The organism is Micromonospora sp. H33 (assembly GCF_052068455.1).
In the GTDB taxonomy this organism is placed as follows: domain Bacteria; phylum Actinomycetota; class Actinomycetes; order Mycobacteriales; family Micromonosporaceae; genus Micromonospora.
Genome location: NZ_JBQHDE010000005.1, coordinates 296,658 through 320,222 on the forward strand (window position 1 = coordinate 296,658; position 23,565 = coordinate 320,222).

General features: G+C 72.8%; 18 protein-coding genes and 1 pseudogene. 8 read left to right on the plus strand and 11 right to left on the minus strand.

What is annotated here, in order from left to right; all coding sequences use genetic code 11:
- Positions 1 to 156: 156 nt before the first annotated feature.
- Positions 157 to 1,683 (minus strand): glycerol-3-phosphate dehydrogenase/oxidase, encoded by a 1,527-nt coding sequence (locus ACTMS0_RS15320; protein WP_441155843.1) that lies wholly within the window; start codon positions 1,681 to 1,683, stop codon positions 157 to 159.
- Between the two features lie 46 nt (positions 1,684 to 1,729).
- Between ACTMS0_RS15320 and ACTMS0_RS15325 the strand changes: the two genes are divergently transcribed.
- Together ACTMS0_RS15325 and ACTMS0_RS15330 are read left to right on the plus strand one after the other, a co-directional pair.
- On the plus strand, positions 1,730 to 3,295 hold the full coding sequence (locus tag ACTMS0_RS15325) for an FAD-binding oxidoreductase (RefSeq protein ID WP_441155844.1): 1,566 nt from the start codon (positions 1,730 to 1,732) through the stop codon (positions 3,293 to 3,295).
- Positions 3,296 to 3,297: 2 nt separating this feature from the next.
- The gene (locus ACTMS0_RS15330; RefSeq protein WP_441155845.1) at positions 3,298 to 4,158 is read left to right on the plus strand and encodes a diacylglycerol/lipid kinase family protein; all 861 of its coding nucleotides are present in this window, start codon (positions 3,298 to 3,300) and stop codon (positions 4,156 to 4,158) included.
- On the opposite strand, the gene ACTMS0_RS15335 is transcribed toward ACTMS0_RS15330, so the two are convergent.
- Positions 4,155 to 4,748 (minus strand): TetR/AcrR family transcriptional regulator, encoded by a 594-nt coding sequence (locus ACTMS0_RS15335; protein WP_441155846.1) that lies wholly within the window; start codon positions 4,746 to 4,748, stop codon positions 4,155 to 4,157. The two genes, ACTMS0_RS15330 and ACTMS0_RS15335, sit on opposite strands and share 4 nt — an antisense overlap.
- A gap of 138 nt (positions 4,749 to 4,886) precedes the next feature.
- Between ACTMS0_RS15335 and ACTMS0_RS15340 the strand changes: the two genes are divergently transcribed.
- A complete protein-coding gene (locus ACTMS0_RS15340) occupies positions 4,887 to 6,197 on the plus strand; it encodes an aminotransferase class V-fold PLP-dependent enzyme (RefSeq protein WP_441155847.1) in 1,311 nt (436 codons plus the stop codon).
- Positions 6,198 to 6,249: 52 nt separating this feature from the next.
- On the opposite strand, the gene ACTMS0_RS15345 is transcribed toward ACTMS0_RS15340, so the two are convergent.
- The 5 genes from ACTMS0_RS15345 to ACTMS0_RS15365 form a co-directional block, all read right to left on the minus strand.
- Positions 6,250 to 7,023 carry a peptidylprolyl isomerase gene (locus tag ACTMS0_RS15345; RefSeq protein ID WP_441155848.1) on the minus strand — a complete coding sequence of 258 codons (774 nt, stop codon included), beginning with the start codon at positions 7,021 to 7,023 and terminating at the stop codon, positions 6,250 to 6,252.
- Between the two features lie 87 nt (positions 7,024 to 7,110).
- Positions 7,111 to 9,084 carry a permease-like cell division protein FtsX gene (locus ACTMS0_RS15350; protein WP_441155849.1) on the minus strand — a complete coding sequence of 658 codons (1,974 nt, stop codon included), beginning with the start codon at positions 9,082 to 9,084 and terminating at the stop codon, positions 7,111 to 7,113.
- A complete protein-coding gene (locus tag ACTMS0_RS15355; RefSeq protein WP_441155850.1) occupies positions 9,081 to 9,539 on the minus strand; it encodes a hypothetical protein in 459 nt (152 codons plus the stop codon). Before ACTMS0_RS15355 ends, ACTMS0_RS15350 begins: the two co-directional genes overlap by 4 nt.
- A gap of 114 nt (positions 9,540 to 9,653) precedes the next feature.
- Positions 9,654 to 10,445 carry a hypothetical protein gene (locus ACTMS0_RS15360; RefSeq protein ID WP_441155851.1) on the minus strand — a complete coding sequence of 264 codons (792 nt, stop codon included), beginning with the start codon at positions 10,443 to 10,445 and terminating at the stop codon, positions 9,654 to 9,656.
- Positions 10,432 to 11,070 (minus strand): TetR/AcrR family transcriptional regulator, encoded by a 639-nt coding sequence (locus ACTMS0_RS15365; RefSeq protein WP_441155852.1) that lies wholly within the window; start codon positions 11,068 to 11,070, stop codon positions 10,432 to 10,434. The genes ACTMS0_RS15360 and ACTMS0_RS15365 overlap by 14 nt, the downstream gene beginning before the upstream one ends.
- Before the next feature lie 213 nt (positions 11,071 to 11,283).
- Between ACTMS0_RS15365 and ACTMS0_RS15370 the strand changes: the two genes are divergently transcribed.
- Positions 11,284 to 12,621, plus strand: coding sequence for a carbohydrate-binding protein (locus tag ACTMS0_RS15370; protein ID WP_441155853.1), 1,338 nt, complete (start codon positions 11,284 to 11,286; stop codon positions 12,619 to 12,621).
- A 79-nt stretch (positions 12,622 to 12,700) separates the two neighbouring features.
- Here the strand turns inward: ACTMS0_RS15370 and ACTMS0_RS15375 are convergent, their stop codons facing one another.
- Complete coding sequence (locus ACTMS0_RS15375; protein WP_441155854.1) at positions 12,701 to 14,077, minus strand: FAD-dependent oxidoreductase; 1,377 nt, start codon at positions 14,075 to 14,077, stop codon at positions 12,701 to 12,703.
- A gap of 259 nt (positions 14,078 to 14,336) precedes the next feature.
- Between ACTMS0_RS15375 and ACTMS0_RS15380 the strand changes: the two genes are divergently transcribed.
- Positions 14,337 to 16,118 (plus strand): hypothetical protein, encoded by a 1,782-nt coding sequence (locus ACTMS0_RS15380; protein WP_441155855.1) that lies wholly within the window; start codon positions 14,337 to 14,339, stop codon positions 16,116 to 16,118.
- Positions 16,119 to 16,166: 48 nt separating this feature from the next.
- The gene (locus tag ACTMS0_RS15385) at positions 16,167 to 17,159 is read left to right on the plus strand and encodes a glycosyltransferase family 2 protein (RefSeq protein ID WP_441155856.1); all 993 of its coding nucleotides are present in this window, start codon (positions 16,167 to 16,169) and stop codon (positions 17,157 to 17,159) included.
- Between the two features lie 13 nt (positions 17,160 to 17,172).
- On the opposite strand, the gene ACTMS0_RS15390 is transcribed toward ACTMS0_RS15385, so the two are convergent.
- The 3 genes from ACTMS0_RS15390 to ACTMS0_RS15400 all read right to left on the minus strand — a co-directional run bounded on the left by ACTMS0_RS15390 (position 17,173) and on the right by ACTMS0_RS15400 (position 21,442).
- Complete coding sequence (locus ACTMS0_RS15390; RefSeq protein ID WP_441155857.1) at positions 17,173 to 18,597, minus strand: ATP-binding protein; 1,425 nt, start codon at positions 18,595 to 18,597, stop codon at positions 17,173 to 17,175.
- Positions 18,594 to 20,252 (minus strand): FAD-dependent oxidoreductase, encoded by a 1,659-nt coding sequence (locus ACTMS0_RS15395; protein WP_441155858.1) that lies wholly within the window; start codon positions 20,250 to 20,252, stop codon positions 18,594 to 18,596. Before ACTMS0_RS15395 ends, ACTMS0_RS15390 begins: the two co-directional genes overlap by 4 nt.
- Before the next feature lie 131 nt (positions 20,253 to 20,383).
- Positions 20,384 to 21,442, minus strand: a complete 1,059-nt coding sequence (locus ACTMS0_RS15400) for a S8 family peptidase (protein WP_441155859.1) — start codon at positions 21,440 to 21,442, stop codon at positions 20,384 to 20,386.
- 211 nt (positions 21,443 to 21,653) lie between these two features.
- Here ACTMS0_RS15400 and ACTMS0_RS15405 point away from each other — a divergent pair.
- Both ACTMS0_RS15405 and ACTMS0_RS15410 read left to right on the plus strand, forming a co-directional pair.
- Positions 21,654 to 21,950: pseudogene (locus tag ACTMS0_RS15405) on the plus strand (SIP domain-containing protein); the annotation flags it as partial.
- Between the two features lie 49 nt (positions 21,951 to 21,999).
- Positions 22,000 to 23,565 (plus strand): MFS transporter, encoded by a 1,566-nt coding sequence (locus ACTMS0_RS15410; protein ID WP_441155860.1) that lies wholly within the window; start codon positions 22,000 to 22,002, stop codon positions 23,563 to 23,565.

Below are 23,565 nucleotides of genomic sequence, written 5' to 3' on the forward strand. Positions count from 1 at the left end.
CACGTCGGCTCTGTTCACGGGTCTTCCGAGACCCGTTCCGCTGCAATACGCTCGCCGCGTGGGTGATCTTGTTCCGCGTCCATGTGAGGAGGGCGCCTGCGGCACCGCCTCGTCGCGCCGACCCTGATCGTCGTCTGGCTGCTTTCCAGGGTCAGCTCACGGCTCGGCGGCGAGGGCGAGAACGTCCCGCGCGATCGGCAGCGCGGCCTCCCGGTGCGCCGGGACGAGTCCGATGCGGGTGCGCCTGTCGAGCAGGTCGTCGACGGTGAGGGCGACTTCGTGTCGGGCCGCCCAGAGCAGTTCGGCGCCGGTGACCGGGATGTCGGCGTCGATCGGCCGGCGGAGTTCGGCCGGCGCCTCGGCCAGCACGTCGACGGCTTCGGTGCCGTACCGTTGGACGAGCCGGCGGGGCGCGGGGACGCGGGCCAGCTGTGCTCTGCTCGCGGCGCCGGGCAGCGGGAGGCGACGGGTGCGGCAGGGGCCGGCGGCGAGGCCGCGGCGGCGCACGGCGGTGTCGACCGCGTCCTCCGCCATCCGGCGGTAGGTGGTGAGCTTGCCGCCGACGACGCTGATGATACCGGCCGGATCGTCGATGACCGCGTGCCGCCGGGACAGATCGGCGGTCCGGGCGTCGGCGTCGGCGAGCAGCGGCCGGAGCCCGGCGTACGCGCCGAGGACGTCGCTGGGTCGCAGGGGCTGGTCGAGGACGCTGTTGAGCACGTCGAGCAGGAAGGCGATGTCGGCGTCGGTGGGCAGCGGCACGTCGGGGACCGGCCCGTCCACCGGTTCGTCCGTCAGTCCGGCGTAGACCAGGCCGTCGGTCTGGGGCAGGGCGAAGACGTAGCGGGTGAACTCGCCGGGAACCGGGATGGTCAGCCCGGCCCAGAGCCCGGCCAGGCGGGCGGCGGACAGGACGATGTGGGTGCCCCGGGACGGACGCAGGCGTACGTGCGGGGTCAGATCGCTCGCCCACACACCGGTCGCGTTGACGACGGCGCGCGCGGAGACGTGCAGCCGGGTCCCGGTGCGGGTGTCCTCGATGGTGGCACCGTCGCGGTGCAGCTCGACGGCCCGGCAGCGGGGCAGGATCCGGGCGGATCGCGCGGCGGCCGCGCGGGCCAGGCCGACCACGAGCCGGGCGTCGTCGCAGAGCTGGCCGTCCCAGGACAGGTGCGCCCCGCGGAGGCCGGCCGGGCGCAGCGCCGGTGCCATCGCGCTCGCCTCGGCCGGACCGAGCCGGCGGGTGCCGGGCAGGGTCCGGCGGGAGGTGCCGGCACAGGTGCGCAGCAGATCCCCGGCGCGAAGGCCGGCTGCCGCGGCGCGATCCTGCCAACCGGTGGTGTACGCGGTCGCCGGCAGCAGCATCGGCAGGGGGCGCGTCAGGTGCGGGGCGGTGCGGGTCAGCAGGACGTGGCGTTCGGCGGCGCTCTCGTACGCGATGCCGACCTGGCCGTGGGCGAGGTAGCGCAGGCCGCCGTGGACGAGCTTGGAACTCCAGCGGGAGGTGCCGTGGGCGAGGTCGTGGGCGTCGACGGCCACCACGGACAGGCCGCGACTCGCCGCGTCGAGCGCCACCCCGGCGCCGGTGACGCCCAGCCCGACGACGAGGACGTCGACCGGGGTTGCGGCGGCCAGCTCGGCCAGGTCCCGCTCGCGGCGTACGGCGGTCAGCGATGCCTCCACGAACCCTCCTTGCGATGGAGTGACGTTCAATGTCACTCTGTCACACATGGATGTGCGAGGGGAAGCGTCGCCCGCCGGCTGGGCCCGATGGGGAACCGCGACGAACGCGAAGGTGCTGCCGGACTCCGCCGCGAAGCTGCTGGCGCAGGTGCTCGACCTGACGCCCCCGCCACCGGTGGTGCCGCTGGCGGAGGTCGCCGTGCCGGAGTGCGACCTGGACGGTGCGGTCCTTTCCGCGCTGCGGCAGGTGGTCGGCGACGGGCACGTGGTCACCGCCGCTGAGGCGCGGGCACGCCACGCGTCCGGCATGTCGACGCCGGACCTGCTGCGGGACCGACGCGGCCAGGTGCGCCGGGCCCCGCAGGCGGTGGTCCGCCCCGCCGACCACGCCGAGGTGGTCTCCGTCCTCGACGTCTGCTCCCGGTACGGCGTGGCGGTGGTCCCCTTCGGTGGCGGCACGTCGGTCGTGGGCGGGTTGACGCCCACCGCGACCCGGCACGTCACCGTCGACCTGAGCCGGCTGGACACGCTCGTCGCCGTCGACCCGGTGTCGCGGACCGCGACGCTGCAGGCGGGGCTGCGCGCCCCGCGCGCCGCGGAACTGCTCGCCGAACACGGGTTCACCCTCGGCCACGTCCCCCAGTCCTACGAGTACGCCACCATCGGCGGCTTCGCCGCCACCCGGTCGTCCGGGCAGGCGTCGGCCGGCTACGGCCGCTTCGACGACATGGTGCTGGCGCTGACGGTCGCCACGCCCCGCGGCACCGTCCGGGTGGGCCGCGCGCCCGCCTCGGCCGCCGGCCCCGACCTGCGGCAACTCTTCCTGGGCAGCGAGGGGACGCTCGGCATCATCACGGACGTGACCCTGCGCGTGCGCCCCCTGCCGGCGCGGTCGCACTACGAGGGCTGGCGGTTCGAGTCGTTCGCCGCCGGCCTGCACGCCGTACGGCGGCTGGCGCAGGACGGGCCGCGACCCACCGTGCTGCGGCTGTCCGACGAGGTCGAGACCATGATCGGGGCCGCCGGATCGGGCCGCTCGGACGGCGGCTGCCTGCTGGTCGCCGGGTACGAGGGCGCAGACGTCCTGCCCACCGTCGAGGCGGCCGCCGGCGTGCTGGCCGCGCAGGGCGGCGTGCCGCTGGGTGCGGAGGCGGGGCGGCAGTGGGAACGGCACCGCTTCGACGCCCCGTACCTGCGGGACGCGCTGCTGGACGCGGGGGCGTTCGCGGAGACCCTGGAGACCGCGGCGTACTGGTCGGCAGTGCCGGAGGTGCACCACGGGGTCCGGCAGGCGATCCTCGACGCGCTGCCCGACGGGGCCCTGGTGCTGGCCCACGTCTCCCACGTCTACGAGACCGGTGCCTCGCTCTACTTCACCGTGATCTGCTCCCCCGGCCCGGACCCGATCGGCCGGTGGCGCACCGCGAAGACGGCGGCCAGCGACGCGATCGCCACCGCCGGCGCCACGATCACCCACCACCACGGGGTCGGCGCCGACCACCGGGCCTGGTACGCCGCCGAGATCGGTGACGTCGCGGTGGACCTGCTCCGGGCGGTCAAGCGGCACCTGGACCCGGCCGGCATCCTCAACCCCGGCATCCTGGTGCCGTAAAGGTGCGCGCCTTCGCCGTGATCCTCGGGCCGGCCGCGCGCCGAGGACTGTCCCGCCTGATGCCGGTGGCCCACCAGCTCCGCGCCGCCGGCGCCCGGATCCGGGTGGAGTACACGCAGACCGCCGAGGAGGCGCGGCAATGCGCCACCAGGGCGGTGGACGGCGGTGAGGTCGTCGTGGCCGCCGGCGGCGACGGCACCATCCGGCTGCTCGCCGGCGCGGTCGCCGACGCCGGCGGCCTGCTCGGCGTCGTCCCCGCCGGGCGCGGCAACGACCTCGCCCGCCAGCTCCGCCTGCCCCACTCCCCCACCGCGATCGCCGAGCTGCTGCTGCACGGCCGGCCCCGGCACCTCGACGTGCTCCGCGTCGCGGGGCAGACGATCGTCGGCAGCGTCTACGCCGGCCTCGACGCGGCCGCCAACGAACTGGCCAACCGGTCCCGCCTGCCCGCGTCGCTGGTGTATCCCACCACCGGGCTGCGCGCGCTGCTGCGCTGGCCGCGCACCCGGTACACGATCACCGTCGACGGCCGCACCGAGCAGGTGTACGCGTACACGGTGGTGGCCGCCAACTGCGGCTACTACGGCGGCGGGCTGCACGTCGCCCCGGCGGCGCGGCCCGACGACGGAGCGCTGGACGTCGTCGTGATCGGACACGCCACCAAGCTGCTGTTCCCATTCGCGCTACGGCAGATGCGCACCGGCCGGCACGTAGGGCTCCGGCAGGTCACCTCCTACCGGGGCACCTCGGTCACCGTACGCGCCGACCGCCCGGTGGCCGTGTACGGCGACGGCGACCCCGTCGGCCGGATGGACCAGGTGCACGTCGAGGTCCGCCCACGGGCACTGCGGATCATTTCCTAGTCCGGTCGCAGGTAGCCGTCGACCAGCCGGGCCAGCTCCTGGTCGAACTGGGCGGCCGGCACGCCGTCGGCGACCGTGCGGACGGAGAGCACGAACGACTGTGTGGTCAGGAAGACCGCACGGGCCATGACCTCGGCGTCGCCGGACCGGATCGAGCCGTCCTCGCGGCCGTCGGCCAGGGCCGCCACCAGGAACCGCAGCATCTCGTCCTGGCCGTTGCCGCGCCGGTCGAGGAGGTACGGGAGCAGCACCTCCGGGTCGACGTCACGGATCTTGCACAGCAGCGGGTGCTCCCGCAGCACCCGGGCACCCGCCACCACCCGCGCCACCAGGCGTGACCGGGCCGGCCCCTCGACCTCGTCGGCCGTGGTGACCATCAGCACCTGATGCCACTCCCGACTCATCAGGTCCCCGATCAGCGACTGCACGTCCGGCCAGCGCCGGTAGACGGTCATCCGCGAGACCCTGGCCCGTCGCGCCACGTCCGTCATGGTCGTGCGACGTACGCCGTAGGCGAGGACGCAGTCCCGGGCGGCGTCCAGGACCGCGTCGTCGACCCCGCGTTCGCCGGACTGGCTCACCTCCACCACGCGGAATGTCTACCACGCTCCCCGCCCGGGCCGGGCGCCGGCGGCGGCGTCCCGGCCGCGCCGCGCCCGCCGGATCGGCGCTCCGCTCGCGACGGCTCGGTGATGTGTCCGTGACGTCGACAGCGGACGATGAGTCGTATGCAGTTCACCCGACGGGGCCTGCTCGGCGTGACCGCGGCGGCCGGAATGACCGGCCTGGCGACCGGCTGCGAGCCGGTCCGGCGGGAGCCCGCCGCTCTGCCGGCCGGCACCGCACCGCCGTGGGATCCGGCGAGCTGGGACAGCGTGCGGGCGCAGTTCGCGATCGACCGCGCCAGGGCGCACCTGGCCACCTTCGTCTTCGCGCCCCACCCGGCGCCGGTCCGCGCCGCCATCGCCGCGCATCGGGACGGGCTGGACCGGGACGCGGTGGGTTACCTGGGCGCCAACGAGGAACGGCTCGACGACGCCGTCCTCGCGGCGGCCGCCGGGCACCTCGGCACGCGTCCCGACCAGATCGCGCTGACCGACTCGACCACGATGGGCCTCGGCCTGCTCTACACGGCCGTGCGGCTGCGGCCCGGCGACGAGGTCCTGACCACCGAGCACGACTTCTACGCCACGCACGAGTCGTTGCGGCTGCGGGCCCAGCGGGACGGGGTGTCCGTCCGCCGGGTACGCCTCTACCGGGACCCGGCGGCGACCACCGTCGACGAGGTGGTCGGCAACCTCACGGCGGCGGTCACCCCGCGTACCCGGGTCGTCGCCCTGACCTGGGTGCACTCCAGCACCGGCGTGAAGCTGCCGATCCGGCGGCTCGCCGAGGCCGTCCGCGCCCGCAGCCCGGAGGCGCTGGTCTGTGTCGACGGGGTGCACGGCTTCGGCGCCGAGTCGGCCACCCCCGATCAGCTCGGCTGCGACGTGCTCGTCTCCGGCTGCCACAAGTGGCTGCTCGGGCCGCGTGGCACCGGACTGGTCTGGGGCAGCGACCGGGCGTGGGCACGGATGACACCGGTGATCCCTCCCTTCGACGGGCGCAGCATCGGCCACTGGCTGTCCGGCGGCACGGGTGGACCGGCGATGCCCGGCGGCCCGGCGCACACGCCCGGGGGCTACCACAGCTTCGAGCACCGGTGGGCGCTGGCCGAGGCGTTCGACTTCCACCGCCGGATCGGTCCGGAGCGGGTCGGCGCGCGGACCCGCGAGCTGGCCGACCGGCTCAAGGACGGCCTGGCCGGGATCCGCGGGGTGCGACTGGTCACCCCCCGCTCGCCCGAACTGTCCGCCGGCATCGTCTGCTGTGCCGTGGCTGACCTACCGGTGGGCGAGGCGGTGGGCCGGCTGTACGCCGCCGGCGTGATCGCCAGCAGCACGCCGTACAACCCTTCGTATCTGCGGTTCGGAGCGACCATCGCCAACAGCGAGGCGGACGTCGACGCAGCCCTGACGGCGGTCCGCGGGTTGGTGTGAGCGGCGCCGGAACGCCGGCGGGGGCGGCGGTCCGCCCCCGCCGGGCGGACCGTCAGCGGCCCCGCTTGGCGCGGCAGATCTCCACCGGCAGGGCCGGAGCGCCGTCGACCGGCGCCGGATCCTCCGGCGTGGCGGCGATCCCGCCGGCCGCGATCCGGTCCAGGGTGGTCAGCCCGGCCTCGTCGACCGTGCCGAAGATGGTGTAGTTGGGACGCAGCGCCGAGTCGGACTGCACCAGGAAGAACTGGCTGCCGTTGGTGTCCGGGCCGGCGTTGGCCATGGCGAGGGTGCCCCGGGCGTAGAGCCGGCGGACCCCGGTCGGGTCGGTGGGCGCCGGCGGCAGGTCGGTCGGCAGTTCGTCTGCGTACCGGTAGCCGGGACCGCCCGAGCCGGTGCCGGACGGGTCGCCGCACTGCAGCACCTTCAACGTCGGGTACGCGGTGAGCCGGTGGCAGGTCGTCCGGTCGTAGAACGTGTGCCGGACCAGGTGCAGGAAGCTCTGCACCGTGCATGGCGCCTGTTCCCGGTCGAGGGTCAGCCCGATCGGGCCCTGGTTGGTCCGCAGGGTGACCCGGACGGTGCCGTGGTCGGGCGTCCGCCGCGGGTCCGGCGGCAGCGGCACCGGCCGGGCGGCCGGCTCCTCCGGCGTCGGCGTGTACGCGCACGGGCCCTTCGTGGGCGCCGTCGCGATGGGCGTCGTCCCGCTGGGCGGCGCGGCGATCGCGGCGCTGCCACCCGCGGCGACCAGCGCGGCGGACACCAGCGCGACGCCGGTGAGGCGGGAGAGCAGCGGCGGGGCGGCGTGCGGTCGGGTTTCGCTCGACACGTGGGTCCTCCCTGGACTCGTGGTACCAGAAAGACCGGAGTCTATGGATGCGGTGCCGCGATGTCGATCGATGCGGCGGCGCAGTTCTCAAGCGTCGAACACCTGGCGCACGACGCACGGGGCGTCGATCACCACCTCGGCGACGCCGGGCAGTGCCTGGATCTCAGCACGAGTGCGTTCGGCATCGTGACGCGCGGCGGTGGTTTCGTACGACTCCGGGAGGTCCTCGGGCCGCACCGTGGTGGCCCATGCGTCCCAGTCCTTCACGTGCATCGCACGGAACCGCTGGTACCCCCGGTACGTGTCGATGAACTCGACGCGGGTGCCGGACAGCCGGGCCAGTGCCGCCCGGATCGACTCCTTCTGCTCGTCGGTGGGAGGCCCTGCGGCGCACTCGTCCGGCCCGGTACCGGTCCTCGGACAGAGGAACGCCGACACCGTCACCTTCGCGGCCGGCCGCAGACAGTACGGCGACACGATCGTGAAGCCCGGTGGATACGTCCAGACCAGCGCGGCGGTAGCCAGCAGGACCGGCACCCCGACAAGTGTGCCGGCGTCGGCGAGTGCCGAGGTGAGGGTGCGCCCGGCGGGGACCCCAGCGGTCGTGGCGGCCACGGTCACCGCCGCGGCGGACAGGACGATCAACGCGGTGGTCGACAACGTACCCCGGAAGATCACCGCGACGAAGCCCCCGACGACCAGCACCGCGAACGGCAGCAACGCGACGGACAGCCACCGGGGCAGACCGGCGTCCGGCCGGAACCGGCGCCAGGTGCAGGCGATCGCCGCCAACCAGTGGGACACCAGCAGAAAGCCCGCCGCCAGGAGTAGCGCCGACAAGGCGTCGGGCGGGTAGCGCCGGTCGATGACGCCGGGCAGGTAGTACGGCGCCAGGTAGGTGCCGGCGATCGTGCCGACGGTGAGCGCAGCCGCCTGCGCGACAAGATGGGCGGGACGCCGCATGGTCCAGGCGTGCCGCCACAGCGTGAAAGCGAGAAAGGGACCGAGCGACACGCCGACAACCAGGCCGACAATGGCCGCGCTCCGCAGGTCGGCCACGCCGATGGTGTGCCAGACGGTCGACATCAGCGTCTGCGCCGTGGTGAGGGAGACGCCGGCGAGCAGGCCACCGGCGAGCGCGTAGCCGATCGGGAACCGCAACAGGTCACCCGGCTCCGACAGCCGGTCGGCCCGGACGTCCGCGGCGGGATGGCGGCGGAACAGTTGCCGGAGCCAGCCGCCCCGATCCGTCACCGCGCCGGTGCAGCGCAGGGCATGTTGCAGTTCGCCGCTGTCGTGCTCCGCCGCGCGCAGGTCGGCGTAGTGCTCGCGGGCACGGAGGAAGGCGCGGAGCGTGACCTCGATCAGCAGGCCGATGGCCGCGAGACGGAGGACCACCCAGCCGTCCACCACCGGCGACCGGTTGCCGCTCGAGGCCTCCAGCAGGAGCAGCAGCAGGAACCAGCAACCGCCGAGCACGTACGAGGTCCGCAGGATCCGGGCCAGCTGATACTGCCTGATGTCGCGATTGCGCACGTGGCTCAACTCGTGCCGCAGCACCGCCGCCAGGATGGCCTCGGATCGCTGGTCCGGTCTGCTCGCCAATGCCAACAGCTCCGGCCCCAGCGCCACGTAGGGTCGTCTGCGCGGCAGCCCACGATCACTCACGTAGGCGCGGCCGCCGAGGTGCTCGGCCTGGAGGTACTCCACCCGACCGGTGATTCCCAGCTCGTCGCGTATCTCCTCGGCGAGCGCCAGGACCGCCTCGTCGTCCACCGGTCTGAGGCTCCTCGCCCGGAACCAGTTCCAGCCGTAGTAGCCGAAGAGGGCAAGACTCATCGGCATGTACGCGCGGTACAACCCGACCACGACGATCTCCGTGGGAGGCGTCCACGGCGTGGCTACGTTGAGCGTGAACGACAGGCCGAGGAACAGGTTGCCGAGCAGCACCGCGCCCGCGAGCAGGGACAGCAGGACCGCGGTGTCGGACGGGAACCGGAAGACGTCGACCGGCGCGGCCCGGTCCTCCGCGGTCTCGGCCACCACGTCCGTGGGCGTCACCGGTCACGCTCGCTGACCAGCACACCGACGACGGCGTCGGCGATCAGCTCCGCTTCCACCTGCTGAAGGCCGAACGCCCGCGCCTTCGCCACCGCCACGGACCGGATCCGGGCGAGATCCTCGGTGGTCCAGTCGCGGTTGATCGGCACGGTCCGCTCGGCTCTCCGACGGCGGGGAACACGGGCCAGGAACCGTTCGACGCCTCTGGTGACCCGCTCACGCAGCGGATCGGTGGCTCCCTGGACCAGGGTCGCCGCGACGCCGCTGCACACGAACGTGACCGCCGGCACCAGGAGCTGGGCGGCATTCACGTCGATGCCCGAGCTGAGCGCGCCGTCGTCGGCCCGGCGGCGTCGATCCGCGGCGTGCGCATCGGACAACTCCGCGGGGGCCACCTGGGCGACCACGCGCTCGACGAGCGCGTCGACCGGTAGGACCTGTCCGTCGACACCCATGGCTACTCCAGATTCGAGCCGACGATTTCCCTGGCCCCTCAATCTTCGGGGTCCGTAGAGCGACGACGCGTGGCTGTGTCGATCCCCCGACAGCGATCGGTGAGCGAAAGCGTTTCAGGCGGCGGTCGGCGCCGGAACACGCTGCCCGATCGCGAGCGGGAAGGTGCGTGCCAGTGGTCCGGCGAGCCCCCGCGGATGGAAGACGGTCACCACGAGCACGGCACACGCGAGCAGTCCCGGCAGCACGCCGAGGGTACGCAGCACGACGGTGGCGGCGGCGGCCGTACCGAGTCCGAGGCTGAAGGTCACGACCAGCAGCAGTCCGACCGCCCGCGCCCGGCCGAGTCCACCGCCGGCCCACCACCCCGCCTGCAGCCACAGCATCGTCGGGATCAGGATCGCCCCCATGCCGTACAGCGTGAGCGCCACCGGGCTGGTCAGGAACGCGAACGGATCGTACGAACCAGCCCGCCATGCCGCCGTGGTGGGCGCGAAGAACCGGCGATACCCGGTGCCGTCCCAGCCGTACGCCAGCACGAAGAACATCGCGAAGTAGCCCAACGGCATCTGCAGCCACGAGAGATACCGGTGCCCGCTGCGCCACAGGTGCCGGGTCACGGCGTACCCCACGATCCCCTGGGTCACGTTGGTCACCGCGAAGGCGGCGACCAACCAGGCCGGCAGGTCGGCGGGCGCCGCCGCCGCGTGCATGGTCTCCCAGCCGGTGAACTGCCACACCAGCCACAGCCCGCTGGGGGCGAAGAGGCACGCCAGGAACAGCACCGTCGTGGTGAACCGACGGTCGGACAACAGGGGGCGGACCGGCTCGGCGACGGCCGCGCAGGCGGCCGCCGTGCCGAACCCCGCGCCGATGGCGTACGACCAGAAGACGTCAACCTGGACCATGATCGCTCCTTCCGGGCTCTCCGTGCTGGGCGATTCCGTCGAACATCAGCGCGACCACCGCACGGATCCACCGGTCGCGCAGGGGCCGCGGATCGTCGGTACGCGTGACCTGGGCGGCACCCTCGAAGATCATTCCGTTGACCACCCGCGCGGTCGTCTCCACGTCCAGGTCGGGGCGCAGGAACCCCTTGGCCACACCGTTGCGGAGGTACGACGCGGTGTACTCGGCGAACGTCTCGTGGGCGGCGTGCAGGCGCTCCCGCAGTTCGTCGTCGACCGCGCCGAGGTCGTGGAAGACCAGGCGACCGAGCGCCCGGTCGGCGGCGAACAGGTCGTACAGTCGGTGACCGATCCGCTCCACCTGCGCCCGGTACTCGGCCAGGGAGCCGGTGGCCGTCGCGTCCTCCGCCGTGACCACCACGGCGATCCGCTCGAGCGCCCGGTTCAGCACCGCGGCGGCGACGTCGCGCTTGTTCTCGAAGTACCGGTACACGGTGCCGTGGCCGATGCCCAACTCCCCGGCGACGTCGGCGATGCCGGCGGCGGCGTAGCCCTTGCGGGCGAAGACCGAGTGGGCGGCGTCGACGATGGACTGTCGGCGGTGGGGATCGGCGGTTCGGGCCATAGGAGAATGACACGTCATTCCGTTATTCCGCACAACCCCCGCACAGCCCGTCGCCGGACGGACGGCACGGGGCTGACCAGGGCCGCCGGAGACGACGAGCCGCCACCGCTCACGCCATCCGCGAAAAGTCCCAGCCGAACCCGACGGCACGCCGTCTCTTACTCTTAACAAAGTTAATTGATAGCCTCCGATCAATCAATGAGGAGGAACGTTATGGGACTTCGACGGATGATGCCCGCCGTCCTGGCCGGTGCGGTGGTGGTCGCCGCCGCCGCGGCGCTGCCGCGCGTCGACGGCTACGCGGCGACCACGAGTGGACAGAGCACCACGCTGGTCGCCTGCACGGCGCCGGCCTGGGCGGAGGGCGTCAGCTACTCCGCCGGCAGCCGCGTCACCTACGCCGGCCGGTTGTACCAGGCGCTGGTGGCGCACACCCCACCGCCGGGCGCCGGCTGGAACCCGGCGGCCACGCCGTCGCTCTGGACCGACCTCGGGGCGTGCGACGGTACGCCACCGCCCTCCCCCACCCCGACGCCCACCGCCACACCCAGACCCACGCCCACACCCACCGGAACGCCCACCCCGCCCGGCCCCGACACCTGCGCCGGCAAGCCGAAGCCGGCCGGCAAGGTGCTCCAGGGCTACTGGGAGAACTGGGACGGCGCGTCGAATGGCGTCCACCCGCCGCTGGGCTGGATCCCGATCACCGACCCGCGCATCCCCGCGCACGGCTACAACGTGATCAACGCGGCGTTCCCGGTGATCCGCGCCGACGGCACAGTGCTGTGGGAGGACGGCATGGACGCCACGGTCCGCGTTCCCACCCCCGCCGAGATGTGCCGGGCCAAGGCCGCCGGACTGACCATCCTGATGTCCATCGGCGGCGCCACCGCCGGGATCGACCTCAGCTCGGCGGCGGTCGCCGACCGGTTCGTCGCGACCGTCGTGCCGATCCTCAAGCGGTACAACTTCGACGGCATCGACATCGACATCGAGACCGGGCTCACCGGCAGCGGGAACATCTCCCAGCTCTCCACGTCGCAGGCGAACCTGATCCGGATCATCGACGGGGTGCTCGCGCAGATGCCGCCGACCTTCGGCCTCACCATGGCGCCGGAGACCGCGTACGTCACCGGCGGCAGCGTGACCTACGGGTCGATCTGGGGCGCGTACCTGCCGATCATCAAACGGTACGCCGACAACGGCCGGCTCTGGTGGCTGAACATGCAGTACTACAACGGCAGCATGTACGGCTGCTCCGGTGACTCGTACGCGGCCGGCACCGTGCAGGGCTTCGTCGCGCAGACCGACTGCCTCAACGCCGGGCTGGTCATCCAGGGCACCACCATCCGCGTCCCGTACGACAAGCAGGTTCCCGGCCTGCCGGCGCAGCCCGGCGCCGGTGGCGGCTGGATGGCTCCGTCGACGGTGGCGCAGGCGTGGAGCACCTACCGCGGTGGCCTGAAGGGGCTGATGACCTGGTCACTGAACTGGGACGGCTCGAAGGGCTGGACCTTCGGCGACAACGTCAAGGCCCTCCAGGGCCGCTGACCCGGCCGGGCGGATGCCGAGGCTCCTCGCGGAGCCCGGCATCCGCCCGGAGGCGGGACCCGCCGAGCGAGCGACCGGGTCAGCGTGCGCGGAGGTTGGCGCGCAGGGCACCGAGTATCACGCCGGGCCGGGCCAGCGTCCCGGGGTGCTCACGCATGGAGACGACGTCGTTGAACCGTCGCGCGATCCCCACGTCGGTGACCGTCGCGTCGATGATCTGCCCGCTGACCCAACTGGAGAACCGGTAGCCGCGCGGGTAGGGACCGTGGACGTGCGGCAGAGCCAGGTCGGCGGAGGTCGACAACGACCAGGCCGCGTCGACGACGACCTTCTGCAGGGCGAAGAACCGGCGCGCGGGCACGCCCGGGTCCGGGTTCGACCGCAGGTACGTCGACAGGCAGGCCGCGTGCAGCGCCGCCGCGGTGATCCCCTGCCCGTACACCGGGTTGAACGACGCGACCGCGTCACCGACGCTGACCAGCCCGGCCGGAAACCGCGCCAGCGGGTGGAAGTCACGGCGCCGGCTGTCGGCATGGCGGTAGGTCTGGACGTCGCCGAGCATCTCGCTCCCGGCGACCTCGCCGAACTCCGGCGGGAACTGCTCCCGCAGCCGGAGTACGAAGTCCTCAGCGGTGTGCCCCGGGCGGTTGTCCCCGTAACCGGCCATCATGGCCATCCACCGGCCGTCCTCGATGGCGAAGAACGCCGCGCCGGCCACGTCCGACGACACCTTCGGGCTGTTCAGTGCCAGGACGACCGTGAATTCCGGGTTCGCCTCGCGGCGTCGGAACAGCGCCGTCGCGTAGTTGAGGTGCACGGTCATCCGCCGCGTGACGGGCCGTTCCCAGCCGGCCTGCTCCAGCCACTCGGACAGCCTGCTCGAGCGGCCCATGGCGTCCACCACCAAGTCACCGCTCTCGACGCCGGACGCTCCACCGACGTCGCAGCGGACCCCGGTGGTCACGGCACCGTCGAGGACGAGACCGGTGGCACGGGCACGGACCGTCTTCACGTTGGGCAGCCGGAGGACCTGCTGACGGATCAGCCCTTCCAGCAGGGGCCGGCTGCCCGCCAGGCTGTCGGCGTCGTCGGGTACGACGACCTTCAGCCGGCCGTCGAGGTAGTTCCGCCGCGCCGCGGGTGGAGCCTCGATCGCTCCCTGCGCCAGGGCCTCTTCGCGGAATCCCGGGAACAGGCGCTCGAGTTGGAGGAAGCCGCCGGGGAGCAGCGCGTGCAGTTGCGTGCCCTGTGGCACGCCCGGCCGATGGCCGGTGTCGTGCAGGTCGTCCCGCTCAATGATGACGACGCTGTCCGCGTGGTCGGACAGCACCCGGGCGGCCAGCAGTCCGGCGACACTGCCGCCGATGACGACGGCCTTGCCCATGACCGGCGACGCCTGGTCGGGCGGTCGCACCGCGTTCAGCGCGGCGAAGACCCGAGCCGGGGCGAGGGACATCTTGCTCTCCAAGGGTCGAGGTGGGCCGGTGACGTGGGGTTGGCGGACTGACAGCCGGAAAGTCGTCCACCGGGTCCTCGGCATGTTCGCCTTAGCACTCTGCCGCACCGCACGCCGGAGCGGAACGCACCCGTCGTCCGGATGACCGCGCTCGCCATCAGCCGGAATGCCGACAGTGGGAAAGCTCCTGCGGCGGTGGGCAGCCCACATCCCGGGCGCGGATCGACACGGAGAGGCTGATCGCCGATCATCTATCTTTATGACCACCGGCTCCACCGACGCCCTACCACCCGCCGAGACCGCCGACCGCGACCAGGTCTCCGCCGCGCGGGACCGCCTCCGATGGACCCGCTGGCGTTGGCTGCGACACGAGTGGACGGTGGCGGTGCTCGGTGGACTGCTGCTGGCGGTGGCGCTGACCTGGCCGACGCTGCGCCATCCGGCGAGCACGGTCCCCGGCGACATCGGCGACCCGACCCTGCAGGCGTGGCAGCTGGCGTGGGCCGGGCATGCCCTGCTCACTCACCCGTCCGGCCTCTGGCAATCGAACACGTTCTTCCCCGAGACCTACACGTACGCCTACAGCGACACCCTGCTCGGGTACGCCCCGGCGGGGCTGCTCGGCTCGGGTTTCGAGGCCGCCCTGATCCGGTACAACGCGATGTACGTGCTGGTGCACGCGTTGGCGTTCGTCGGGGCGTACGCGCTGGTCCGTCAGCTCGGCGCGGGCCGGTTGGGCGGAGCGCTCGCCGGGCTCGCGTGGGCGTTCGCGCCGTGGCGCCTGGCGCACGCCGGTCACCTGAACATCCTGTCCAGCGGTGGGATCGCGTTGTGCCTGGCGATGCTGGCCCGCGGTCACGGCTGGTCGCTGCGGTACGGGTACCGGCCGGAACGACGGCGGCCGGGCTGGGCGCTCGCGGGGTGGCTCGTCGCCGCCTGGCAGGTCAGCCTGGGCTTCGCCATCGGGCTGCCGCTGGTGTACTTCCTGCTGGCCGCGGTGCTGGTCGCGGCCGGCGGCTACGGCTGGTCGTGGTGGCGGCGGAGGCAGCGGCCCGCGTTCGGCCGGCGGCTGCTGGTCGCGGATCTGGCCGGCGGAGCCGTCTTCGGCGCGGTGACGCTGCTGCTGGGCCTGGTGTACCTGCGGGTCGTGGACCTCAATCCGCAGGCGGAGCGGACCCTGGACTGGACGAGGCACTTCTCGCCGCCGCTGATCGGGTTCGCCACCGCACCGGCGGATTCGTGGTTGTGGGGCGAGCGGCACGCCGCGGCCCGGGACCAGCTGGCCTGGCCGCCGGAGATGGCGTTGCTGCCCGGGATGACCCTGCTCGGGCTGGCCGGGGCGGGGCTGTTCCTCTCGGCGTATCCGGCCCGGCACCGGGTCGCGCTGGGGCTCGGCGTGCTCGGCACAGTGCTGCTGGGCCTGGGCGCCACCCTCGGTGGCGACGGCGATCCGGGCTACCTGACGCTGTCCGAGCACCTGCCCGGGTGGGACGCGCTGCGGACGCCGGGCCGGATGATGCACTGGACGAGCCTGCTGCTGGCGGTGCTGGCGGCGGGCGCGGTGACGGTGCTCGCCGAGGAGGTGCGGCAGTGGTCGGCCCGCTGGTCACGTGTCCTGGTGCCGGTGGTCCTGCTGGCGCCGCTGGCCCTCGTCGGGCTGGAGGGGGTCAACCGGACGCCGCATCCGGTGGTGCCGCCGCCACCGGCCGCGATGCGTGCGGCGGCCGAGCCGATGCTGGTGCTGCCCGCCGGCGGCGCGGTCGACCTGATCTTCATGTTGTGGACGACCGACGGTTTTCCCCGGGTGACGAACGGCCTGGCCGGCTTCGAGCCCGCCAGCCAGGCGCGGACGCGGGCCGCGACGGCTGCCTTCCCCGATCCGGGCAGCGTGGCGTACCTGCGGAGCATCGGGGTGCGGTCCGTGGTGGCCCTGCCGGGCTGGGCCGCCGGGACGCCGTGGGAGGGCATCGCGGCCCGGCCGATCGACGGCCTGGGCATCACCCGGGAGGACATCGACGGTGTGCTGGTCTATCGCCTGTGACCACGGCACCGGGCCGTGTGCCGATCGGGCCTCCTCGGACCGGGCGGGGTGACGGACGTGCGCCTGTCGATCGTGGTGCCCTGCTACAACGAGGAAGCGTCGGTGGAGCAGCTGCACACGGCGGTGACCGCCGCGGTCGCGGAGCTGTCCGACGTCGACCTCGAGCTGGTGTACGTCGACGACGGCAGCGAGGACGGCACGCTCGTGGCGCTGCGCCGGCTCGCCGCCGCCGATCCGTCCGTGCGGTACACGTCGCTGAGCCGCAACTTCGGCAAGGAGGCGGCGATGCTGGCCGGCCTGGAACGGGCCACCGGGGACGCGGTCGTCATCATGGACGCCGACCTGCAGCATCCGCCGCGGTTGCTGCCCCCCATGGTGGCGCTGTACCGGCAGGGTTTCGACCAGGTGATCGCCCGCCGGGACCGGAGCGGTGACCGGTTCCTGCGGATGCTGGCCTCGCGGTCGTTCTACCGGCTCGTCAACTGGTGGATCGACGTTCGGCTGTTGGACGGGGCCGGTGACTTCCGGCTGCTGTCCCGGCTCGCGGTGGACGCGGTGCTGGCGATGCCGGAGTACAACCGGTTCTCCAAGGGCCTGTTCTCCTGGATCGGCTTCCGCACCGTGGTGGTCGCGCACCGCAACGAGTCCCGCCAGGCGGGCCGGAGCAGGTGGACGTTCGGCAAGCTGTTCAACTACGCGTTCGACGGGTTGCTGTCGTTCAACAACCGACCCCTGCGGTTGGCGATCTACGGCGGCCTGTTCCTCACCCTGATCGCGGTGGTGTACATGGCCTGGGTGGTCGCGGACGCCATCAGCAAGGGGATCGACGTTCCGGGCTACACCACCATCATCGTCAGCGTGATCGGTCTCGGTGGCCTCCAGATGACGATCCTGGGCGTGATCGGGGAGTACATCGGCCGGATCTACTACGAGACCAAGCGCCGGCCGCACTACCTGGTCCAGGAGACCGAGGACCTCTCCCGGCACCGTCCCCTCCGTCGGGCCACCGGCGAGCCGGTGGGTGACGTGCGGGAGCAGTAGGCGACAGCGTCGGCTATGCCGGCCCCGTCGGCAGCAGCACGACGAACCGGGTGTCACCCGGCCGCGACCGCACCCGGATGTCGCCGTGGTGTTTGTTGACGACGATCCGGTAGGAGATGTCCAACCCGAGGCCGGTGCCCTCGCCGACGGGTTTGGTCGTGAAGAACGGCTCGAAGATGCGGGGCCGGATCTCCGGCGGGATCCCGCCGCCGGTGTCGCGGACCTCCACGATCAGCCGGTCCTCCTTGCGGCCGGTCCGGACGGTCAGCGTGCCGGTTCCGCCCATCGCGGCGAGCGCGTTGTCGATCAGGTTGGTCCAGACCTGGTTCAGTTCGGCGGCGTACGCCGGGATGGCCGGCAGGTTCTCGTCGTACTCCTTCACCACCCGCACCCCCGGCGGGATCTTGGCCTGGAGCATGACCAGGGTGGCGTCGAGCAGGTCGTGGACGTGGACGGTCTGGTAGGGCGCCCGGTCCAGTTGGGAGTACTGCTTCGCGGCGCCGACGAGCCCGGAGATCCGGCTGACCGCGTCGTCGATCTCGCCCATCAGCAGTTCCGTGTCGATGGTGTACGCGATCCAGTGGATCGCCGACTCGATGTCGTCGTCGCCGACCGCGGCGTCCACCTGGCTCAACCACCCGCTGTCGATGCCGCCGGCGACCAGCGTCGGGGCGAGTTCCCACGCACCGCGGACGCCGTGCTCGTCGAGCCAGTCGGCGAGTTCGTCCTCGGCGTCGCTGGCCGCCAGCGGCGTCAACGGCGGCGCCTCGGCGGCGCGTTTCACCGCCTCCTCCTGCAGCGCGACGAGGTCGTGCAGGCGCCGGCCGTCGAGCCGACCGTCGGCGATCATGGCGAGCTTGTGGCGCATCTTCGCGACCCGGCCGCGCAGCGCGGAGGTCGCCCGGACCGCGGCCGCCGCCGGGTTGTTGAGTTCGTGCGTCAGCCCCGCCGAGAGAGCGCCCAGGGCCAGCAGCCGTTCCCGCTCACCGACGACGGTCTGCATGGTCCGCATCCCGATGAACAGGCCTTCCAGCAGATGGGTGGCCATCGGGAACCAGGTGCGCATCGCGTCGGCGATGACGGCGGCGGGCAGGGCGAGGACCTCGCAGTCGGTCACCGCGAAGAGACTGTTCGCGTACCGCTGTTCGGCGAGGTCACCGATGTACGCCTGCGTCGCGCCGCCGTACACGCCGCGCTGGCCGGTACGGCTGACCTCGACGTCGTCGCCCTGCACCCGGCGGCGCATCGCCACCGTGCCGCTGAGCAGCACGTAGAAGCAGCTCGCCGGTTCACCCTCGACGTACACGGCCCCACCGGCGCGGCGCTGTTCGACCCGGCCGTGCTCGGACAGATGCGCCAACTGGTCCGGTGTGAGCGCCTCGAAGAGGAAGAGGCTCCTGAGCTCGTCCGGTGTGAGCCGGTCCGATTCCCTGGTCACTGTGCCTCCAGATACCGGTGCACGAGCGACACCGCCATCGCACCCTCGCCGACGGCCGAGGCCACCCGCTTCACCGATTCGGCCCGTACGTCACCGGCGGCGAAGACGCCCGGCATGCTGGACTCCAGGTGGTACGGGTCGCGTGGCAGAGTCCAGCCCGGCGGTCGGCGGCCGCCCCGGGTCAGGTCGGGGCCGGTGAGGACGAAGCCGCGCGGATCGCGCGCGACCGCACCGTCGAGCCAGTCGGTGCAGGGCTCCGCTCCGATGAACACGAAGAGCCACGAGGTTGCGACGCTACGGGTCTGGCCGCTGCGGGTGTCGCACAGGGTCAGCTCCTCCAGGTGCTTCCCGCCGGCTCCGCCGACCACCTCCGTGTTCGGGTGGACCTCGATGTTGTCGATCCGCGCGATCTGCTCGATCAGGTAGCGGGACATCGACCGGGTCAGGTCGGCGCCGCGGATCAGCAGGTGCACCCGCCGGGCGTACCGGGAGAAGTGCACGGCCGCCTGGCCGGCCGAGTTCGCCCCGCCCACGATGTAGACGTCCTCCCCCGAGCAGTTCGGCGCTTCGCTCGCCACCGAGCCGTAGAAGCAGCCGCGGCCGGTCAGCTCCGCCAGCCCGGGTGCCGTGAGCATCCGGTACGAGACGCCGGAGGCGAGCACGACCGTGTGGGCGGCGACGGTGCTTCCGTCGGCGAACCGCAGCACGCGCGCCGCGCCGCCGTCCTCCAGCGCCACCACCTCACGGGCACTGAGCAGTTCGGCGCCGAACCGCAGCGCCTGGCGGCGGGCCCGGTCGGTCAGTTGGGCACCGGAGACACCGTCGGGGAAACCGAGGTAGTTCTCGATCCGGCTGCTCTGCCCGGCCTGGCCACCGGTTGCCCGCCGTTCGATCAGCACCGTCCGCAGCCCCTCCGAGGCGCCGTAGACGGCGGCGCCGAGCCCGGCCGGGCCGGCCCCGACGACCACCAGGTCGTAGAAGTCCGCCGCCGGCGTCGTGGCCAGCCCGACGTGGGCGGCCAGGTCGGCCTCCGTCGGCTGCACCAGCGACTTCCCGTCGGCCGTGACGATCAGGGGTACGTCGTTCGCGCTCGCCCCCGCCGCCGCGAGCAACTCGACGCCCTCGGGTTCGTCGGCGAGCACCCAGCGGAACGGCACCAGGTTGCGGGCCAGGAAGTCACGTGCCGCGAAGGACGGGGCCGACCAGCGGTGCCCGACCACGCGCAGGTCGTTGGTGGGCGTCTGGCCGGTGGCCAGCCAGGTCTCCAGCAGCGCGTCAAGCACCGGATAGAGCTTCTCCTCCGGCGGGTGCCACGGCTTGAGCAGGTAATGGTCGAGGTCGACGACGTTGATCGCGTTGATCGCGGCGTCGGTGTCGGCGTACGCGGTCAGCAGGACCCGGCGGGCGGCGGGGAACAGATCCATGGCGGCCTCGAGGAACTCGATGCCGTTCATCTGGGGCATCCGGTAGTCGGCGATGAGCACGGCCACCTGTTCGCCGCGCAGCTTCAGTTCGCGGAGCGCCTCCAGCGCCGTCTGGGCGGAGTCCGCCCGCACCACCCGGTAGCGGTCGCCGTAGCGGCGACGAATGTCGCGGGCGACCGCCCGGGAGACGGCCGGGTCGTCGTCGACGGTGAGGATCGCGGCGTTGGGCATGGCGTCAACTAAAGCACCTCCCGCGAGAAGGCTGAGAGGTCACCGCTTCCACCGTCGAGGGCGCCCCAGCTCAGGGAGGTTCGCCTGAGCTGGGGCGTCCGCCGTGGCGGCGGCCTGCGATGCCGCCTCGGTCAGGTACGGGGGGCGGCGACGGCGGCCTGGGCGTCGACGATGCCCCAGCCGTACAGCGGCGTGTAGACGCCGCGCAGCCCCAGGACGGGGGTGCGGGAGGTCGACATCAGCACCGAGTACACGTTGTCGAGGCTGCGCTGCTGAGCGAAGAGCAGCGCCGCCACTCCCGCCACGTAGGGCGTGGCCATCGACGTGCCGGCGTAGGCGTCGTATTCGCCCTGCCCGCAGTCGGCCGAGCCGGTACCCCTCGGGACGGTGGACCACACGTCGTCGTCGCAGTTGAGGGTGCCGGCGCCGCCCGGGGCGGCGACCGCCTTCAGGTCGAGCTTCACGCCCAGGTTGGAGTACGCCGCCTTGACCTCGTTCCGGTCGGTGGCCGCGACGCAGAGGGCGCCGGCCTCCCAGGCCGGGGTGCCGCACAGTGGTGCGGTCTCGTTGCCGGCGGCGGCGATGACGGCGACGCCCTTCGCCTGCGCGTACGCGATCGCCTCGGTCGCGGCGGACTCCAGCCCGGTCAGCGTGAGGGCCTGGGCGCCGGGCAGCGCGCCGAGACTGAGGTTGATCACCTTGGCGCCGTGGTCGACCGCGTACCGGATGCCGGCGGCGATGTCGGCGAAGCTGCCACTGCCCGCCTCCAGCACCTTGACCGGCATGATCTTCGCGTCGGGCGCGGCTCCCGCGACACCGACCCCGTTGCCGGTGGCCGCGGCGGCGATGCCCGCCACGTGGGTGCCGTGCTCGTCCGAGGCGTCGGGCTTGCCGTTGGGGCCGCGCCAGTCGCCGTTTCCGCAGGACGTCGGGCCGCAGTCGATGAACGTGGCGCCCGGCACGAGCTTGGCCTTCAGGTCGGGGTGCCCAAGGTCGACGCCGGTATCGACCACCGCGATCACCACACCCGCCCCGGTGCTGGTCCGCCAGGCCTGTTCGGCGTGGATCTGCCGCAGGCCCCACTGCTTGTCGTACAACGGATCGTTGACAGACGCGCTCGCGGGGATGGCGGCGACGGCCACGAGCGCGGTGGCCACCGCGGTGCCGGCGAGTAACCGGGCGATCGGCATGAGACCTCTCCTCAGATGCGACAGCACTTCATCTATAGATCGGTGATCATGCGCGAGACGCAACAGCCGCGATGGATGCCGCCGCCCGGGCCGGTGTCGAGAAGCCCCTCGCCGAGCCGCGCGCCGCCGCCTGGCTCGACATCGCTACGGGCCGCGGTGAGTGACACACGCGCCTTCCGCCGAGCGCTCAACTTAGGCTAACCTGCCCTAACTAAGGTTGACCTTACCTGGAGGGTGCGTGAAACGGAACTGGGAGGCCCTGGTCCTGAAGGCCATGGGAGGCCGGGACGCGACCGTCCAGGGCACTGCGTTCCGCCTGCCGGATCCGGCGCCCGAGCACCTCTACCTGGCCGGCGACGCGGCGTCCCTGCCCGCGCTGAACAGCCTGCTCGACGCCCTCTGCGCCTGCGAGGCGGCCAGCACGCGCACCATCACCCGGCACATCCGGCGCTCCGTGGGCGTCGACAGGCACCAGGTCACGTCCCTCGGCTACTGGAGAGCCACGTGACGGGGCGGCTCGGCACCCTGACCGCGCTCGTCCGCTTCGCGCCGACGCGATGAGCGCCGATCCGGTAGCCGCCGGCCGGTCGGGCGACGCTCCACCCCGGTCCCCCACCCGGTGGCTGATCCTGGCCGTGCTCTGTCTCGCCCAACTCGTCGTGGTGCTGGACAACACCGTCCTGACCGTGGCGGTGCCGGTGCTCACCGCCGAGCTGGGTGCCAGCACCGCCGACGTACAGTGGATCATCAACGCGTACGCGCTGGTGCTGTCCGGGTTGCTGCTCACCGCCGGCAGTGCCGCCGACCGGTACGGGCGCCGCCGGATGCTGCTCGCCGGGCTCGTCCTGTTCGGACTCGGCTCGCTGGCCGCCGGGCTCGCCGGTTCCGACGCTCAGTTGATCGCCGCCCGGGCGGGCATGGGCGTCGGCGGCGCCCTGCTGGTCACCGCCACCCTCGCGGTCGCGATGCAGGTCTTCGACCCGGCCGAGCGGTCCCGCGCGATCGGCATCTGGGCGGCCACCAGCGCGCTGGGCTTCGCCGCCGGGCCACCGATCGGCGGTGCCGTGCTCGCGCACCTGCCCTGGGGCGCCATCTTCCTGATGAACATCCCGATCGTGCTGGTCTGTCTGGTCGCCGGCCGGGTGCTGATACCCGAGTCGCGGGAATCGGCCGGCGGACGGCTCGACGTGGGCGGGGTGGTGCTGTCCACCGCCGGCCTGACCGCGGTCGTCTGGTCGATCATCTCCGGGCCGGAGCGGGGTTGGGCGTCGGCCGAGGTGCTCGGTGCGGGCGGTGCCGGCGTGCTCCTGCTCGGGCTCTTCGTCCACTGGGAGCGGCGGGTCCCCGACCCGATGCTCGACATGCACTTCTTCCGGGACCGCCGCTTCGTCGGTGCGGTCTCCGGGGTCGTCCTGATCACCTTCGGCGCCACCGGCGCGCTGTTCCTGCTCACCCAGCACCTGCAGTTCGTTCGCGGCTACCCCGCCTGGGAGGCGGGTCTGCGGATGGCACCGTTCGCGCTGTCCATCGTGCTGCTCAACGTCAGCGGTGTCGCCGCGGTGGCGATCCGCCGGCTCGGGAGGCCGGCCGCCATCGCGGTCGGCATGACGCTGCTCGCGGGCGGTCTCGCGCTCGTCACCCACGCCCCGTCCGACGGCTACGCGGTGCTGCTGGGCGGGCTGCTCGTCATGGGTACGGGCTGCGCGCTGGCGAACCCGGCGATCGTCGAGGCGGTGATGAGCGCCATTCCGGCGCAGAAGGCCGGTGCCGGGGCCGGCGTCGACGGCACCATGACCGAGGTCGGGAGCAGCCTCGGCATCGCCGTGCTGGGCGCCGTGCTGAACGCCCGGTTCACCGCCCTGCTGCCGGCCGCCCTGGCCGGCGCCGGATCGTTCCCGGCGGCCCTCGCCGCCGCTAGCACCGGTCCGGACCGCGAAGCGGTCACGGTCGCCTTCGCCGCCGCGCTGAAGACCGGCCAGACGGTGGGTGCCGCCGCCGTCCTGGCCGGCGGCCTGGTCGCCGCCGGACTGCTGCGCCGGGCGGAGCGGTCGGGTTCCCCCGGCCACGCCGTCGCGCAGTCGCCCGTCGCACCGCCGGCCGTCGCATCGTCGGCCGAACGCTGA